This is a genomic window from Serratia sp. Res13-Sevr-LER1-36-b (genome assembly GCF_015673035.1).
Taxonomy (GTDB): Bacteria; Pseudomonadota; Gammaproteobacteria; order Enterobacterales; family Enterobacteriaceae; genus Chania; species Chania fonticola_C.
Genome location: NZ_JADACK010000005.1, coordinates 338,525 through 356,048, shown reverse-complemented (window position 1 = coordinate 356,048; position 17,524 = coordinate 338,525). Strand labels below are relative to the sequence as shown.

The window sequence follows — 17,524 nt, the reverse complement described above, 5'->3', positions numbered from 1 at the left end:
TTCCTAGCTCAATAAATTGTTTAGCTGCTGCAAAATATCCTGAGTCTGTCCATGTAACTGGATGGCATAGAACAGGTAAATCACCGTCAACAGGCCTAAGCCACCCCATAGCAGATGCTTGATGGTCAACCGTTTACTCAGGTAATAGCGCCCGCCGGTGCGGCTTTGTTTCTGGTGCAAGACGGTCGCGGGGGCTTCACCGCGCAGCTGTTGCAGTTGGTGATGCAGCCGACGGAACAGCCGTTCAAAGTCATCGCTGTTTTGCAATGTCACCTTGTAGCGGCCGCGATAACCCAGGCAGAAACACAGGTAGATGAACTCCAGCAGATCCTGATAACGTTTGGGTTCGCCCATCAGGCGCTCCAGCAGGACGTACACCTTCTCACCGCCCCAGGTTTCGTTATGGAAATGCACCAGCAAGGACTGCTGCAACCAGCCGTTTTGCGTATTCCAACCGTGCCCTAACGCCGTCTCATCGATAAAGGTACAAAGCACGTAGCGGAACGAAACGATCGCCCCTGGCTCGTAGCCTTTGGTTTGCAGAAACTGCTCAATGGCGCGGATATCCGTCACCACCTGCTGATAAAGCTGGTCTGGCAGCGGCTGGTTTTCCATGTCCTTCAAGCGCAGCACCATGCCGAGTAACGGCGTGGCGGCGTCCACCATCGCATTCAGGCTCTCGCCGCGCAGCGGGAGCTGATATTGCCGATACGAAGTGACGGTTTCCGTTTCGGGCAGCGCGGGATTATCCGTGACGGCATGCATTTTCATTAGCTGCTCCTAATCGCCCAGAACTGCATATCCAGTTCAGGGAAGTCACCCGAAACGTGGAAGGCAATCGCGTTGCTTTGCAGGACCTCTTTCCAGGTCGGGCTTTGTCGATCCAACATGAAGTAGGTATAGCCGGAATGGTAAGGCAGTTGACGCGGTGCGGCAGAGAGCGCCACCAGCGGTACACCAGGCAGTTGCAGGCTAACCAGCTCACGGATTTTCTCCAGCGAGGTGATCTTGGTTTGCTGCACGAATTGACGCCGCAGCTGTTCCTGCGGGATCTGCGCCCGGACGGCCAGCACAAAGTCGGCGCTGCGCAACAGATCGCTGTCGTTGATCGTCCCCACACGAATGCCGTTAGGCTGCGGATGCAGCTGTACCGAGATGGCACGCGGTGTCAGCACCGTGCTGAGCGTTTGGCGCATCGCCAGGAACAGCGGCTGGAAGCAGTCGGTCAGGTTGTCATGGTTATAGACGATGAAGCTGCCTGCCAGACGTGATTCGTCGGTAAAGGTGCGCAACTCGCCGCAGGTTTGCACCAGGTGGCTATAAAAATCCTGTGGGTGCAGCACTGCCTGATGGGACAGATGGGTGAATAGTGGCTGCATGCGGTTGAACACCTGCAGCATCATAAATTCGGCCACGTCGGCAATCCCCTGCTGGCCCGGCGAACCGATACGTTTGGCCAGCAACCGGGCGCGCTCCACCAAGGTGCCTTCCACTTCATCCATGAAGTCTTTCAACTGTACGGAAGCGTGCAGGGTGGTGCAGGTAGGAATAAATTCTTCATCCAGGATCAGCGAGCCGTCCGGGTGCTTCTCTTTGATGCGGCAGACCGGCAGCACGGAATAGGCGCTGAGATCTTCAGATCCCTGCATCAAACGCGGCGCAAGCTGGGCCAGCAGTAATTGGCTGACATCGCCGCCGTCGGTGTGCAAATCGCGCACGTCATCGGTATGTTCGGCGTAGCGGATCGCCCCAGGCAGTTGGCTGTGCGGGCTGGCAACCTCATTGATGGTGTCGTTGAGCATCGGCAACGCCAGATAGATATCGCGGCTGGCGGCATCGTTGCAGTTCAGTACATCCAGCGGCTTGGGCGAGCAATCCTGATAAGGAATATCAAACACTGTGCCATCGGCCATGCTACCGCTGGCGTTGGTCAAGCCGATACGCCCCAGCTTGAGCAGTTCCTGATTGATCTGCAGCGAGTGGAAGCCATAGGTGTAATTGGTCAGCGCGGTGATGCGGCGCTGCAGCTGATAATCGTTATGTCTTTGTTGCTGTTGAAAGTGTTGTGGCTTAATGAACAGGCCTTCGCGCCAGATCACCCGATTCTTGGTCGGCATGGTTATTCTTCCTCTTTCCTTAAGTCGATTTCATCCGCTTTAACGTGGATCAGCACGCCGTAGTTATGACCAACATCGCTGAGCTTGATGATTTTTTTCCATTCAGCGCGATCAACGTCGGCATAGTAGGCAATCACCCCCAGATAGTGGGTCTTCTCTTCCAGCTCAATGGCGGGTAACGGTTTATATTGGCTCGGCAGCAGGGTGTATTCCTGGTGGTCGATGTAGTTCTTACTGAGCGTTTTCTTCAATATTTCCGTGTCGAGCTGGTCGTAATCGGCCGCCAACAGTTTGGAATCGTCGCTCAGGTACACCACCGCAATCTCGGTCGGCGCGGCCTCACCTTTCTCATTGGGGTTGATGTTCGCGTCCGCCAGCAGCGTTAACCGCAGCGTAGAAGGCTGCTCGGTAACGCGCTCCGGCTTCTTGTTTTTCCATATCGTGCATCCTGACAGCATCAGCACCAGGCATAGCGCAGTCGTCAGAAAGTATCCTCTGCCACCTTTCATCGTTCGCTGTCCTTCATCCCCTGGCGCAGCGCCTGGTCGTAAGCCTGTTCATACACTTCGCCAAACAGCTTTTCGAAGCCCTGCTGGCGGCTGGAGGCCAATTCCTGGTAGTAGTTTTTGTACATTTCCCAAGCCCAGGCGGAGTCTTGTTCCTGGCGCTCGTTGCTGCGCATGTAATGGCTAAAGCGCGTCAACAGTCGCTCTGGGGAGAAAGCTTCCAGCATGGTGCTCAACGCCTGGGCAATCGCCTGTTGGTTGGCCTGATGGTGCAGGCGCAGGTTATGCAGGCTCTCGGCCACCGCCGCCGGGGCGGAAAGGTGCACCGGGCTTTTTTGATCGGCAAACAGCAGGCTGAGCGTGGTGTCGTAATCCATATTCAGGCGCAGCGGGTTATCTTCAATTGGCCGCAAATGCTTGTCCCGCAGGCCGTGTTGACTGCGCTGCAAGGCCAATAGCCCTTCAATAGCGGCCCTGAGCGTTTTGCCAGCTTCCTCGAGGAAGTCATTGGCCTCCTGGCTGTTGCGGATTGGCAGTTGTGCGCCAAAACCCCGCATCAGCGGCGTGATCGCCACGTGCTGCTGTTCCATCTTGCTGTCTGACGGTGCCTGCTGGCCGGAAAGAAAACTGCTGATTTGCGGCAGATCGATAAACTCCTGATCCATGGCACTGTCCTTGGTGATATCAGAAAGTGGAGAAGAGAACAGCGGATCGCGGTAGCGATCCTGTTGTAATGATTGATCGGCACCGGTGAGGGCGCTCAGAGGTTCGTGCATCGTCAGGCTCTCGGTTTCCAATACCCGCAGCGGGTCGTGGCTGAAACCGTTGGCGACCGTGGCGGCGAGGCGGTTGTCCTGCTCATGGTGGGAAACCTGTGTATTGCCCCCTTCCATCATCGCTTCCAGCGGGTTGCTGTAGCTGGAGACCAGCGATTCTGGCGAAACCATCAGCGGATCGACCATATCGGCGCTCGAGCGGCTGATATGGCTCTTGATGGCCAGATTGCCCACGCTGATTTCATCACCTTGCTGGATGCGCACCAAACCGGAGTTTGCCGTCAGCATCGACTGGTTAATACTCACCGCACCGTTGAGCACCCGCAGGCAAAAGGACCCATCACGCCATTCAATGGCAAACTGTGAAGGGCTGATATTGCCGCCCTGATCTTGAATAGACCAATGATGGCTGCCGTCACTGCCAACCACCCCACCCTGTGCATTAAACAGGCTGCTGGCCGGTTTGCCACTTTCCAATCTGTCGCTATTGACGACTCGCAATGATAGCGTCGGTTGCTGTTTATCCATGATCTCTCTTCCTGAATCTTGATTGTCATTCCATAACGCTGATGGTTACGTGGGGCTGTTGCTCGGGTTCCCCGAGGAAGCTGGTCCAGCCCAGCAGGTTGTTTTGTTCTGTCCCCAGGATCATGCCGCCCACCTGCTGCTCTGCCAGACCCAGGCGTAAATCCCACGAAAACTGGTCGCGCATAATGAAAGCCACAAACATCTCTAACGGCTCGTAATTCTCCCCGTTAGGTAAAAATGACAAGAACTGTTCACGCGTCAGTTGGTTGAGGCACAACTGATATTTGCCACTGCGATCCGCTACCTGCGATCCCAGTGAGAAATTGACGCCCAGCACCGATTTCCCCTGGTATTTCTGGCCGCTGACCTTCACCCTGCCGCCCAGGCGATTCTGCTGCTCCGGGGCAATTTTGACCTTGCGCAGTTGCCAACTTTGCAGCGTCACATCCGCCAGGTTGAAACAGTGCGCCACCAGGCTGCAAATCACTTCCGGGGCACGCCCAGGGCTGGCCAGCAAACCGGCATAGGCCAGCATTTTGCCGTGGTGGATGCGCAGTTTTTTGCGGATCGCTTCGTTACTTAATCCCACTAGCGCAAACATGCGCTGCGAGACATCATCGTTACCACCCTCGTCAAAGCAGATGTAGTAGCGGTATTTGCGCCAAATCTGATGCAGCAGCGTTAACAGCCGGTGGTTGAACACGTTGAGAAAATCCGTCAGGCGGTTTTCATTCTGGGCATCTTCCCAGGCCAACGAATCCAGGTAATAACCGGGTAACGGCGACTGGCTGCCATGCAACCCAAGGAAAGAGACTTCCAGCTCAAACTGGCCGCGAGCGGAAGTCTCCAACGCGATCACGTCACGGGTTGGAAAAGCCAGGCTGGCGGTCGATTTAAAGCGGATGGCCTCATCGGCTGGCCTGGCTGAACCCGGGGATTTTTGCCACGCTACCGCCATTTGGTTGAGCAGCTCGACCAATTGGTAAAAGTTATAACGTGACACATCCAGCACTGGCTCCGGCGGTACGCCTTCACCCGCGCTTACATCAATGCATGTTGACCCGTCTGTACCGGCCATTGGTAACATTCCTGATTATCAAGATTGATGACTTTCAAAAGGTGGAACGAGTTGACGCTGGCATACAGGGAGAAGAAGCGTGCCAACACCGTACCAAACAGGTAAAGCTCACCTTCAGAACCAAAAGCGCTTTGCTCCAGCCAGAGGGTGGTTTGCAGACCTCTGACCGGTAAACCCCGGAACAACCTGTCGATCGGCTGGGTTTCGATACGCGAAATCGCGTCCAGTTTTTTTTGCGACGACCGAGCGGATTGCCGGTTGTGTACGCTGGGAAAATCATAGGTCTGCAGGATCTGTTTTAACGAATCCTTGTCCAGTAATGACATGTAGTTCAATGACATATTGGACAACAAAGACCATTGCAGGCTGCCATCCAACACCGGATACAGTGGTACCGAAGGCCGGGTAATATTACGGAAGGTGGCAAATGACGGGCCTGCTTGCGTCCGTTGGCAGATATCACCCACGCGTAGCGCCAGCGGTAATTCGCGGTTGGTACAGGTCATGCTGACCGACACGTTTTCTTGAGACAGCGCCACCTGCGTCTCATCACTGCGCACAAAGGAGATGTAATGCTCAAAGCCCTTACGGAACAGCGAGTTTCTCACCCGCAGGCGGTAATAGAGCATGTTGCGCTCCTGCGCAGGTTCCACCTGATGATGGAAACTTTCAAACGCCGGATAGCTTCTGGCCTGCCCACGCCCGCTGCCCTTGGGATCTTTGCTTAACCAGCTCTCCACGCGATCGACCGAGAAAATCTCGTAGCGCTCAGGATGATGGTAGCTGGCACACAGCGGATATTCGGTTTGTGTGCCATCCAGGGCTATCGCCTCGCTGTCGCGTTTGAACAGGTTCACCGCCGGGGTGCAGTTCAGGCGCAGGGTGGTTGGCCGTATCTTGACCTCAGGCGGCAATGGCTGGGAGAAATGCAGATTGAGGGTGAATTCGCTGGCTTTCAGATGCGCGGGGAAATCCACCACGCCAGCCACGTCAAAGAACAGGAAGCCTTCCGGGAAACAGAAATACTCCTGCAGGATACGGTAGCCGACATAGGCGTTTTTCGGATAAGGCAACAGCGCATCTTCACGCTCAAAGCCCACCGGGTTGAAATCGAAGTCCGGCATCGGAATGGTGATGCCATTGACCACCAGGTCGGCCCGTTCGAAATAGTGACTGATCCAGAAATAGAGCTGGGTGCTGGTGTAACCGTCCTCACCCAGATAGAAACGCAGTTTATCGAGCCGCATTTCTTGCACGTTCAACTCTGCCTTGGCGCCAAAGTGAATGCTCAATATCCCCTGTTCGTTACTGTTGTTGACGGCGATATCCTGGATGCCCATCGGAAACAGCCAGACATCCCGACAGAGGGTGAAGCTGCACTGGGGCCCGTGTGTTTCGCTGTCGTTTTGCAACGCACCACGTTCCGCCCTTTGCGCAATTGGGACGCTCTCGATCTGGCTACCGCGCTCGATCAACGTCGCTTCAGTGAGTGCACTGCTGTTCGGCGTGTATTCGACGATGGTCATGCTGGGCACTGGCCGCAAATAGTTCGGCCACAGCATATTCAGCAGGCCGTGTGTCAACTCCGGGAACTGGTCGTCGATCTTTTCGCGCAGGTTGCCGGTCAGAAAGGCGAAGCCTTCCAACAGGCGCTCAACGTCCGGATCGGAACCCTGTTCGGATAAAAAGGCAGCAAGGTGCGGCCGTTCGATTGCGGCATCACGCCCTAACTGCCGGAGATAATCCAGCTCATCCCTGAAGTACTTTTCGAACGACATTATGCTTCCTGGTTTAGGCAGTAACGGCGGTTGCTGTCCAATTGGATATTGAACTCAACCACATCGCCGATATTGTCGAAATCAACGTGAGCACTGATATGGAAACTCAATAACAGTGGGTCCCCCTGATCCACCAGGGATTGAACGGCAACCTCGGAAATTCTTGGCTCGTAGCGCTCAATACACTCCTTGATGGCCTGCTCAATACTCTTACGGAAATCAGACGTGGTTGCCGTGGCGTCATTGAGATCAATAACCCCCAGGCCTGCAGCACTTTGGCAGGCTCCGGGGCGCGAATTGAGGACTTCGTTCAAATGCTGCTTGATTGAGATTAATAGCTCTTGAACACGGCTATGTGAGGAAGGGCCAAAGCCCTTCCCCTGGATACGCTCAAACAAGCTGGCAGAACTTCCTCGCTCCCAATTAAGAAGCGCAGCCATTGCCTGTTATTCCTTATCCAAACGACCAACCAGCGAGAGCTCGAAACTGGCTCCCATGTATTTGAAGTGTGGGCGCACCTGCATCGCCACCTGGTACCAGCCCGGATCCCCTTCGACATCCAACACCTGGATCTGAGCAGAGCGCAGAGGACGGCGGCTGCGGACATCGGTCGGTGGGTTTTCCTGATCGGCGATGTATTGCTTGAGCCAGATGTTCAGCTCACGCTCCAGATCCTGACGCTCTTTCCACGAACCAATCTGCTCACGCTGTAGCACTTTGATGTAGTGAGCCAGACGGTTGATGATGAACATGTACGGCAGTTGGGTACCCAACTTGTAGTTGGTTTCCGCCATCCGCCCTTCATGGGTATTCGGGAATACCTTCGGCTTTTGGACCGAGTTGGCCGAGAAGAAGGCCGCGTTGTCGGTTCCTTTGCGCATGGTCAGGGTAATAAAGCCCTCTTCCGCCAGCTCAAATTCACGACGATCGGTGATCAGCACTTCGGTCGGGATCTTCGCCTGTACCTGGCCCATCGCCTCATAGAGGTGAACCGGCAGGTTGTGCACCGCACCACCGCTTTGTGGCCCAATGATGTTCGGACACCAGCGATACTTGGCGAAGCTGTCTGTCAGGCAGGCTGCCAGCAGGAATGCGGTGTTGCCCCACAGGAAGTGTTCGTGATCCTTGCTGACGTCTTCGTAGTAGTTGAAATTCTTGATCGGGTTTTCAACGGTGGAATACGGCAAACGCAGCAGGAAACGTGGCGTGGTCAGGCCCAGATAGCGGGAGTCTTCCGACTCGCGCAGCGCACGCCATTTGGTGTGTGCTGGCCCCTCGAACACCGACTTCATGTCTTTGATGGCTGGCAGCTCGGTAAAGCTGTTGATACCAAAGAAGTCCGGCGCAACGCTGGAAAGGAACGGCGCATGTGCCATGGCCCCAACGGCGCTGACGTATTGCAGCAGCTTCATATCCGGGGTGCTGTTGCTGAACGCATAGTTACCGATGATGGCTGCGGTAGGTTCGCCGCCAAACTGGCCATAACCGGATGAATACACGTGCTTGTAGAAACCAGACTGGATAATTTCCGGCGAGAACTCAAAATCTTCCAGCAGCTCTTCTTTCGTCGCGTGCATGATGTTGATTTTGATGTTTTCACGGAAATCGGTGCGATCCACCAACAGCTTCAGTGAACGCCAGGAAGATTCGATTTCGCGGAATTCTTTGGCATGCAGAATTTCGTCCATCTGGGCACTGAGCTTTTTATCCAGCTCAATGATCATTCTGTCGACCAACAGCTTGTTGATCGGTTCTTCGTTGGTGCCAGTGTCCAGAATGCTGCTGATAAATGCAGCAACGCCCTGTTTGGCGACGTCATAGCCATCATTGCCCGGCATCATGCGGGTCTGAGACATGATTTCGTCAAGCAGGAAAGTGGTACTGGTAGGTTCGGCAGCTAAAACCGCATTTTCTTCATGTAAAGACATACGTAAAATTCCCTCTTTCCGTCTCAATTATTTCTGATTAAGAATGTCCAGTTCCTTTAGCAACTGCTCACGCATTTCTTCATTGCCTAGGAGATCTTGCAGACGAGAACGGAAGGCAGGAATGTTGCCCAGAGGCCCTTTCAGGGCGACCAGCGCTTCCCGCAGTTCCAGAATTTTTTTCAGTTCAGGGACGTTTTTCGCCACGTTATCCGGTGAAAAATCGTCGAGGGAATTGATCGCCAAAGTTACCGGCATCTCTTCTTTCCCTTCGCCTTCCAGGTGATTGGGTACAGTGAACGAAAGGTTGATATTGGCTTCGTTCATCACCGCGTTGAAGTTGTTCTTGCTGACGGAAACGACCTGACGTTCTTCAATCGGAGTATCTTCACGAACCCCCTTGAGATCGCCAACAACCATCAGGTTCAGTGGCAGTTCGATTTCAGTGGTTTGATCGCCCGTGTTAGGAACATACTTGATGTTGATCCTTTCCTTGGGGGCAACACTGCTTTGATTATTCTTACTCATCACTCGTCCTTTTAGTCACAATAAGGGAATACCAGCTAATGTTTGTTGAATGAGCACCGGAAAATGACATTCAGATATCATCCATGCTAATAGAGTCATCGCCATCTATTCAGATAGTAAATCTATCACCGTAAACCTAAATACCTTCCTCCTATGCCGTGCCGAAGTCTGCGAATAATCCGTCTTTACGCGCAAAGTTGGGAATCCTCCTATATTTTACGGAATCCTGAGAATCGTCCTAAATAATAACAAAACCCCGAGAAATGAGATTACGGACCACGGCAAAACTGGACAGTTCCTGCATTAGCATAGCTTCACTGAATGTATCGTCCCCGATCTGACCGGTAAAAGTCCATAAATTTTTCTTTACTAAGCCTCCTAATAATTTATCACCTGGCGAGAACAACTTTCGGCTTATGATCATAAAAAATAATTTTATAAAAATTAATTAATTTAGTAAAAACATGGTGTTACGAAATCATATAGTTATTTAAATTATGTTTAACCAAGAAGTCATAACCAGCATCAATATTTAAACCAGCATAAAACACCAATAATGCAAATATTATAATCATTTATACCATTAACAAGACCAATAAACCTTGCAAATTTGTGAGTGGCTTGGCACTAGAGAAAGACCCGATTATAGTGATGGCCGAAGTGAGAAGTGGGGCAAGTCACATTCGAGGTCGATTATTATCGGCGAGGGGTGTGACTAGCATTGAGTTATTACTAAGCTTATCTAACAAGGATCTTTAAGATGCCAACTCCAGCTTATATCTCTATCACAGGGAAAACCCAGGGTAATATTACCGCCAGCGCATTTACCGCTGAATCTGTCGGTAACATCTTTGTTCAAGGCCACGAAGACCAGATGCTGGTTCAGGAATTTGAACATATCGTTACCGTACCAACCGATCCGCAGTCAGGCCAGCCGTCAGGGCAGCGTGCACATAAGCCATTCCGCTTCACCGTGGCTTATAACAAAGCTGTTCCATTGCTGTATAACGCATTGGCCTCTGGCGAAATGCTGCCAACGGTTGAATTGAAATGGTACCGCACCTCGATCGAAGGTAAACAAGAGCACTTCTTTACCACCAAACTGGAAGATGCCACCATCATCGATATCGACTGCAAAATGCCACACTGCCAGGATCCAACCAAGGCTGAGTTCACTCAGTTGGTTCGCGTTTCACTGGCATACCGTAAAATCACTTGGGAACACACCACTGCCGGGACTTCGGGTTCTGACGACTGGCGTGCCCCAATCGAAGCCTAAGGCCAGCCTTAGCTTCGCCCAAGCAGCCAATCGAGAGATTGGCTGCTCTTTTACATCCGCTTGCTCGCACATATGGCTATCGGGAAGATCATCTCGCGCAGTTCATAGCCGCCATTGCCGATGGGGGTAATCGAGAGATACAATTCTTGTTTATTCTCAAAGATCAGCTCATTGAACAACGCATCCGGTGCACTATTGGCGGTGGAGTAATTTTCATCACCGATTTTCTTAAGATGATAGTAGCTGCCGTAGGGTTTATTGCCGTAGTTAAAGTAAATCTTGCGGTTGACATTATAATTCACCCCTTCCTTGTTGAGCACTCCCCTCACATAAAGCATGCCTATATTGTCGCTTACCAGCATGAGAGAGACATCACCTTCAATCTTGCTGTGGCTGGCTACATTTTCGAAATAGACCTCCGTATCACACTTGAAGTATTGTCCTTTGCTCTCCGAAGACATCAGGAACGCCAGGGTTGATGCCCCTAACAGCAGAATGATGATAAACGCATACGCCAACTTTTTCCTGTTCATCGCCATCAAACCACTTTTATACTGTAACAATGTTCATAATTCCCGCCATTCTCATTGCGGCAAAAAGACAGCATTCTGAATTGGTTGGCGCTCTGTTCTTCGCCACTGAGATAGAAAAATACGTCATAGCGATCGTACTCACAATCCACGTCATTCTTTCTTATCATCTCCATGACGAGAGCGATGGACGCCTCCCGTTTTTTTTCAGGGATCTCCCTCAGCGTTTTCAATACGCACCCTTTATACTTATAGAAGGTTTTAGGCTGAGTATTTGCAAACATCGAGTGAATTTTATTGCCATACAGCGAAGTAAATAGCGCCACCAAAACCAGGATACAAAGGGCAAGGCTCATATACATTGACCTGTAAGAGGGTTTTTCCTTCACCGTTGCTCCCTGAACCGCCCTCGCTGGCTGCCCTTCCCCATCAACCAGGACAATCAAGTGATTGCGGTTCAAGGCAAAGCCTTTTTTGGGCACGGTTTTAATCAGATCGTGCAGGTCAGCCAACTCCTCCAAATGCTTCCTCAATATACTAATATGATTATTGAGGTTGTTATTTGATGCCGTGAGCCCATGCTCTGACCAGACGACATTTAACAAATGCTCTCGAGTCACACCGGCAGGATTTTTCAAAAGCTCACAGAAAAGCCGAGATGAAATAGCACTTAACGTTAACGTTTTATTATTCTGCTCATTGGAGAGTAAATGCTCTTCGGTATCAAAGAATAAACTGCCGTTGATAATATAGTTCACTTAATCACCTGCTACTTTGCATAACATGATTAAATAGCTGCACCTAATAGTGCTATAGAAGGATGTCATTCATTTTACTCAGCAAAGCTAACGCTATGCCATAGCAATATCATTCACCAGTCAGTTTTTTTTATCAAGTATTATGCGACCGTAAGATTATTTATGCTTAAATAAAAAACAGCAAAAAAGCATAAAATAGCTACTTATTAATAATAAAAAATAACAGAATAGTTTATTATTTCAACAAGCAGCCATATAATAGAAAAACACTTCTAATAAAATATATTTTACAGGATTTAAACCTATTTTATTTCACTTAACCAGAACAGGACGCTACTCCGATCCAGGGGGCTTCAGCCTCACCAAACCACCGTACTATCAGTCAAAAATATGGTTGCTCATACAAAAACGGATCAGCTCCTGATTACTCTCGACGTTCAACTTACGCATTGCGGAATTCTTCTGCAGGCTAACCGTCTTGGCACTTCGATTAAGCCGTTCAGCGATATGCGCAATGGAGTCACCCTCGACAAAATAGCGCAAAACTTCAAACTCACGTGGGGACAGGCTATTGATGCGTTGCTGTATAAATACCTCGCGCTCATCACCACGGCCATCGCTCTGGAACGAAGCGGGATAATATCTGGCGTTCACCCTTACGGCTCGTAACGCTGATTGCACCTCTGACAGCGGATCCTGTTTGAAGATCACGCCTGCCACCCCGCTGTCGTAAAGCGCAGAGACGATCATCGGATTGGAGATCATGGTCAACACCAACATTTTGACCTGCGGGAAGTTTCTGACCAGGAAATCGACATAGCGTAAACCGTCTTTATGTACCTCATCGTTAGGCATATTGTAATCGGTGATAACAACATCGGGTGGAGTGGTTTTGAGATAGCGCACCAACTCCTCGGTGGAGGTGAAGGTGGCCACGACCTCGACATGGAGCAGTTGATCCAGAAAGTCTTTCAAACCTGCCAACACCACCTGGTGGTCATCCACCAGGACTACGCGTAATGTTTTCATCAGACACCTACGTTTGATCAGATTGATGCGATGTTGTTCAAAACCTGACGTATGTCAGCGACGATTGCGGACATTCTAGCTTGCCCTTGCTCATCCAGACCCTGCGTTTGCATATGCAACTCAAGCGCTTCCATTTGCGCCGCCAGCGCCCGATGGTTGGCCAACGCCAGCGCAGCCCGCATTCGGTGTAAGGCCGTGGCAACCCGATCAGCATCGTTGTCTGCCATTCCCTGCTCTAGCTGACGCATATCTTCCGCCATGGTGCTGAGAAAAATGTCGCGGTGTTTGTTGAGCACGTTGGGTTCTACGTGTTTGAAATCCCTATCGTCGTGACTCTCGTGTTGATTATGGTTGTTGTGGAAATATTTGCGCAAGATTTCTACCAACGTAGGTAACTCAATCGGCTTGACCAACCAGGCATTCATACCCGCTTCAACACAGCGGCGTTCTTCATCAAGCATCGCGTTGGCCGTTACCCCGATAATCGGCACCGTCGCCCCTTCCGCGCGCAGCTTACGCGCCAGATCGTAACCATTCAGGTAAGGCATGTTGACGTCGGTCAGCACCAGGTCATAGGGAGTGATATCCCACTGCGCCAGCGCTTCTTCACCATCGCCCGCCAGTTGGACCTCACAACCCAACAGTTCGAGTTGCCCCTGTAGGGTGACCTGGTTAAGGGGATGGTCTTCTGCCACCAATACGCGAAAGTGGAATTGCGGCAGAGCCATTTCGTGCTGTTCGCTTGGTGGGTCACCGTTGAGCAGTTGGCTAATGCCATAACCTATGCTGCTGAGGCTGTACGCATCAACCTCAGCGCCATTAACAACTTCACCGGATAAATAAACGGTTAAAATCAGCCCATGCCACTCAAGCGCTTCACCCGGCGAGCTCCGCTGCACATCCAGCAAAATAGCCTCGTCATTCACCGGCAACAGCTGATCTCTAGCCGGTTCCGCTTGAGCCCCCCAATACCGCAGCCAAGTACAGATATTGTCGGTCAGTTCCGGGTGCGGTGACCGAACCAACACGCTGGCCCCTGCCAATTGCGGTTCATGCTCATCAGGCGTTTCACCAACGGCAAGATCCAACGTCACTGCAAACTTGCTGCCCTGCTGAGGTTTACTTTCCAGCGTGATTTCCGTCCCCATCAACTCGGCAAGGCGTTCACAGATGGAAAGGCCCAGCCCCGCGCCCCCCAAACTGCTGTGGCCCTCGTCAATCAAATAGAAGGGAGTGAACAGTTTCGCCTGATGTGCTTTAGAGATGCCGACCCCACTGTCACAGACCTCCAGGTGCAGCCGGGTTTGCTCGCGGCCAGCATCGACCTGACTGAGCCGAACGATGACGTGGCCAAACTCGGTAAACTTGATCGCATTGCTGATGAGATTACTCAGGATCTGCCTGATGCGCACCGCATCTCCAATCACCACCGGCGGCACGTCGGGATCGACCACAGAGAACAGCAGCAAGCCCTTACGGTGGGCCATTGCCGCATAAGTCCCGGTACAGCTTTGTACCAATTCGCGTGGCTGAAACGCCCTCTTTTCCAAGCGCAACTGCCCAGCCTCAATCTTGCTGACATCCAGGATATCGCTGATCAATTGCAGCAGCATTTGTGAGGCGTCGTCGATACGTTCGACATATTGACGCTGCTGGCGGTCCAACTTCGTGGTAGCCAACAGCTCCAATGTGCCTAACGCGCCATACAGCGGCGTGCGGATCTCATGGCTCATGGTGGCCAGGAAGGTGGATTTTGCCACGCTGGCGTCATCCGCAGCCGCCTTGGCTCGTGCCAGTTGGCGTTCTATTTCCGCCCGTGCGCTGACGTCCGCAAAGGCGCACAGGATCACGTCACGCTGCCTGTAACGGGTTGGTGCATAGGCAACGTAAAGTATCCTACCTGCCACATCCAGTTGCTCGATAACCCCGGCTGCCGGTGCAGAAAGCACCTGTTCCAACAGCCTGGTGGCGGCAGCGGAATCAGGCAACCGCTCACCGACGGTTGCCCCTAACCAGTCCAATGCCAGCGCATTACCAAACACCAAATGACCATCGTCACGATCGATCAGACACAACGCAACCGGCGCCGTCTGTATCAAGGTGCGGTTAAAGGCATCGCTTTCCAGTATTTCATGTTGGGCTTCCTGGGCTGGCAAGATCACCTGCCGGTTATACCAGCGCAGATAAGCCAAACCGCTGGTAATACCGATCAGCAACACCAATAGCACGCTAACAGGCAACCACAGGTTATCCCGGAAAAAACTCACATAACTTACGGCATAATACCCCGCCCATTCGCCGCTTGGGTCAACAACCTTGAACACCAGCCCACTCGGGGTGTAGTACAAACCAGGCTGATTGATTCTCGGGGGCTGGCCTTCGCCCATTAACAGGCCGTGCGTTTTATGGCTCAACCATACCTGGCCATACCGCTGCAGCCAGAATATATGACGCGGTGCCGGGTTGACGGCACGCTCCAGAACTCCCACGCGCGAGCGGCTCAGCAGAGTTGCAGCGTAGATACAGCTGGCGGGGCCTCTACTCAAGTGGCTCCAGATCCTGGGCGAGAACCCTGAGGGTATCAACCCAATCAACTGGTCTGGCAGAGCGGCGGTGCGAAACCAGATAGCCTCATCCTCTATCGGCTTGTCCCCTGGTTGCCATTGGCAATCCTTGATTGGCGCACTACTGCTTAACCGTTCACGTACGGCATCAACCACGGCTCGATAAGTCTCAAGATCGATTGGTTCGTAGCCAGCACTGACATTAACCGCGGGGACGCTGATGCTGGCATCGTCAGCTTCATTAATGAAGAACACGGTAGCAGCAGGAAAGTAGGATGCAGCCCAAAACGAAGAGTAAAAATCCGCCAGGTAGCTACCTAGCGGCAATAGCGCTTCAGGCTTGATAGGGCAATTTTTTTCGCACAGCAAAGAGAACGGCATACCCACCACGGATTCACGCCCCTCAAACAACCTGTCACCGAAAGCTGGCAAGGTGGCAATCTCATGAAAGCTGCCCAGACGCGCATCAGGCAGAGCAGACAGTTGCCCGCTCTGATGGCGCAATTCATGCAGGAAGGCCTCCTGTTCGTGGGCATACCCCACCAGCGTCAAGAAGTCTAAGGTGAAGCGGCCACGCTCCTGATCGATAATGCGCTGAGTGCCCCAATACAGGCCAGCGGCCAAAACCATCGCCAATACTACAAAGGCAAACAACACCTTGTTTTGTCTGCGTGATGTATACGTGACCCTACTAAACGGCGTTTGTGACATAGGATAGCAACCTGCATGCAATCATGGGGTTTATACTGATTATAAGATTAGCCAATCAGAATGCCCATCTAGCCGAACCAGACTTGATTCAACATACCCCAAATATAGCGTGGTGATCGCTCGTCACCACCAAGCCAAGCAGCACCAGCAAAATGACAATCGTCATTGAGAGAAACCACAGGATCGCCGGATACTCCATCGCTGTCGTCTTTTTTGCCACGTTGATCGCTACCTCAGGCCGGTCAGAAACCTCAGCCTCGAGCACGTTCACAGCGTATTTCTTGTTCACCACAAAGCCTTTTTTGGGCAAGGTAATGATCAGATCATCCACCTGTGCAATGCTGGCAATGTACTTGCGTAACAGGCTGATATGATTATTGAGATTATTATTTGACGGCTTCAGACCATAATTGGACCACACCGCATCCAGCAGATAGTCACGCTCAACCCCCGCCACATTTTCTAGCATCTCAACAAATAAACGGGCGGTGATCGCCCCGATCTCGAGTGATACATCTGGTGTTTCTTGCAAGAATAGCGTTCTTTCGTCACTATCAAATACCAGTCCGGTATCAATGATATACTTCATATTATGTTAACTTTATAATTTAGCTGCAGATAAATGATCACCTAAGGAAAGTTTCATCTCAGATTTTCTACTCCACACATTTGCGGGCAATGCGTCTCGATGAGCCAACGCCTGAACTCGCCTTTGTGCTTGAAGTTAAGCTTGTTCATCGCTTTGATTTTGTGCGCACTGACCGTTTTCTGATGGATACCAAGCAGTTCACCAATTTCTATATTAGTGTAACCAATTGAATAATAATGTAATACATCCTTTTCTCGCAGGGTCAATGACAGAGGTTGCCTAATCTGAGAAAACCTCTGTGGCGTGAGATAAACTTCATCAATTTGCTGCAAGAGCGTGCTGACAGATTGATTGCGCAGCAGAATTTTCATCGCCTTTTCAGGGCGATTTAAAGTCAGCTCAACCTCAGGCTGAATAATGAATATCACCTCAGTACTGACCATTTTCCTGGCGTAGAGATATTGCGACAGATTATTGACGCCAATAAAGGCCAAATAGTAATGAACATTGGCATCAAGTGTTTCATTCACGTCAACCAAGATGCCTTTTTCATTAAAGTAGTGACTCAAAAGATGAGTCAGGCCCTGCGTAAAGAACTTGTCATCATTCGATATAAGTACTTTTATCTTCATTGTGATATAAGGTTAGTTTAGCTTATGCCTAATACCATTCAATGGTGCCAAGCAGTCGTATCAGGTGCGATAAGAGAGCATTATCCAAATTTATCAATCGGGCGATATAAGGAAAGCCTTAAAGCACGCATATTGATGTTTAGATGGACAACAAGTAGAAGGGGCAAGATAGGTCTTGATTATCTGACACGCCATT

General features: G+C 51.4%; 16 protein-coding genes. 1 reads left to right on the top strand and 15 read right to left on the bottom strand.

The genetic code is table 11. The annotated features are described in order from the left end of the window. Positions 1-3: 3 nt before the first annotated feature. The 9 genes from icmH to tssB are packed head-to-tail and all read right to left on the bottom strand — an operon-like array spanning position 4 to position 9,236. The gene (icmH, locus tag IMQ33_RS02695; RefSeq protein ID WP_021178397.1) at positions 4-771 is read right to left on the bottom strand and encodes a type IVB secretion system protein IcmH/DotU; all 768 of its coding nucleotides are present in this window, start codon (positions 769-771) and stop codon (positions 4-6) included. Further along, the gene (tssK, locus tag IMQ33_RS02690; protein ID WP_024529707.1) at positions 771-2,117 is read right to left on the bottom strand and encodes a type VI secretion system baseplate subunit TssK; all 1,347 of its coding nucleotides are present in this window, start codon (positions 2,115-2,117) and stop codon (positions 771-773) included. The genes icmH and tssK overlap by 1 nt, the downstream gene beginning before the upstream one ends. 2 nt (positions 2,118-2,119) lie before the next feature. Continuing rightward, positions 2,120-2,626, bottom strand: a complete 507-nt coding sequence (gene tssJ, locus IMQ33_RS02685; RefSeq protein ID WP_024529706.1) for a type VI secretion system lipoprotein TssJ — start codon at positions 2,624-2,626, stop codon at positions 2,120-2,122. Further along, positions 2,623-3,927 (bottom strand): type VI secretion system-associated FHA domain protein TagH, encoded by a 1,305-nt coding sequence (tagH, locus tag IMQ33_RS02680; protein WP_173409481.1) that lies wholly within the window; start codon positions 3,925-3,927, stop codon positions 2,623-2,625. The genes tssJ and tagH overlap by 4 nt, the downstream gene beginning before the upstream one ends. A 25-nt stretch (positions 3,928-3,952) precedes the next feature. Further along, complete coding sequence (tssG, locus tag IMQ33_RS02675) at positions 3,953-5,005, bottom strand: type VI secretion system baseplate subunit TssG (RefSeq protein WP_024529704.1); 1,053 nt, start codon at positions 5,003-5,005, stop codon at positions 3,953-3,955. Then, positions 4,969-6,783 (bottom strand): type VI secretion system baseplate subunit TssF, encoded by a 1,815-nt coding sequence (gene tssF / locus IMQ33_RS02670; RefSeq protein ID WP_024529703.1) that lies wholly within the window; start codon positions 6,781-6,783, stop codon positions 4,969-4,971. The genes tssG and tssF overlap by 37 nt, the downstream gene beginning before the upstream one ends. Continuing rightward, the gene (tssE, locus tag IMQ33_RS02665; RefSeq protein ID WP_024529702.1) at positions 6,783-7,223 is read right to left on the bottom strand and encodes a type VI secretion system baseplate subunit TssE; all 441 of its coding nucleotides are present in this window, start codon (positions 7,221-7,223) and stop codon (positions 6,783-6,785) included. Before tssE ends, tssF begins: the two co-directional genes overlap by 1 nt. A 6-nt stretch (positions 7,224-7,229) precedes the next feature. Next, complete coding sequence (gene tssC, locus IMQ33_RS02660) at positions 7,230-8,711, bottom strand: type VI secretion system contractile sheath large subunit (protein WP_021804827.1); 1,482 nt, start codon at positions 8,709-8,711, stop codon at positions 7,230-7,232. A 27-nt stretch (positions 8,712-8,738) separates the two neighbouring features. After that, positions 8,739-9,236, bottom strand: coding sequence for a type VI secretion system contractile sheath small subunit (gene tssB / locus IMQ33_RS02655; protein ID WP_024529701.1), 498 nt, complete (start codon positions 9,234-9,236; stop codon positions 8,739-8,741). A gap of 760 nt (positions 9,237-9,996) precedes the next feature. Here tssB and IMQ33_RS02650 point away from each other — a divergent pair. Then, the gene (locus IMQ33_RS02650; protein ID WP_021178406.1) at positions 9,997-10,515 is read left to right on the top strand and encodes an Hcp family type VI secretion system effector; all 519 of its coding nucleotides are present in this window, start codon (positions 9,997-9,999) and stop codon (positions 10,513-10,515) included. A 50-nt stretch (positions 10,516-10,565) separates the two neighbouring features. Here IMQ33_RS02650 and IMQ33_RS02645 read toward each other — a convergent pair whose 3' ends face one another. From IMQ33_RS02645 to IMQ33_RS02620, 6 genes are all read right to left on the bottom strand, one after another. Further along, on the bottom strand, positions 10,566-11,054 hold the full coding sequence (locus IMQ33_RS02645) for a hypothetical protein (protein WP_161712234.1): 489 nt from the start codon (positions 11,052-11,054) through the stop codon (positions 10,566-10,568). Then, complete coding sequence (locus IMQ33_RS02640; RefSeq protein WP_173409482.1) at positions 11,054-11,803, bottom strand: helix-turn-helix domain-containing protein; 750 nt, start codon at positions 11,801-11,803, stop codon at positions 11,054-11,056. The genes IMQ33_RS02645 and IMQ33_RS02640 overlap by 1 nt, the downstream gene beginning before the upstream one ends. A 378-nt stretch (positions 11,804-12,181) precedes the next feature. Then, a complete protein-coding gene (locus IMQ33_RS02635; protein ID WP_230326622.1) occupies positions 12,182-12,832 on the bottom strand; it encodes a response regulator transcription factor in 651 nt (216 codons plus the stop codon). Positions 12,833-12,849: 17 nt separating this feature from the next. Then, positions 12,850-16,050 carry a hybrid sensor histidine kinase/response regulator gene (locus tag IMQ33_RS02630; RefSeq protein ID WP_230326621.1) on the bottom strand — a complete coding sequence of 1,067 codons (3,201 nt, stop codon included), beginning with the start codon at positions 16,048-16,050 and terminating at the stop codon, positions 12,850-12,852. A 145-nt stretch (positions 16,051-16,195) separates the two neighbouring features. Beyond that, the gene (locus tag IMQ33_RS02625; RefSeq protein WP_161712237.1) at positions 16,196-16,696 is read right to left on the bottom strand and encodes a winged helix-turn-helix domain-containing protein; all 501 of its coding nucleotides are present in this window, start codon (positions 16,694-16,696) and stop codon (positions 16,196-16,198) included. 53 nt (positions 16,697-16,749) lie between these two features. Beyond that, a complete protein-coding gene (locus IMQ33_RS02620; protein WP_196061461.1) occupies positions 16,750-17,328 on the bottom strand; it encodes a LuxR C-terminal-related transcriptional regulator in 579 nt (192 codons plus the stop codon). Between the last annotated feature and the right edge of the window lie 196 nt (positions 17,329-17,524).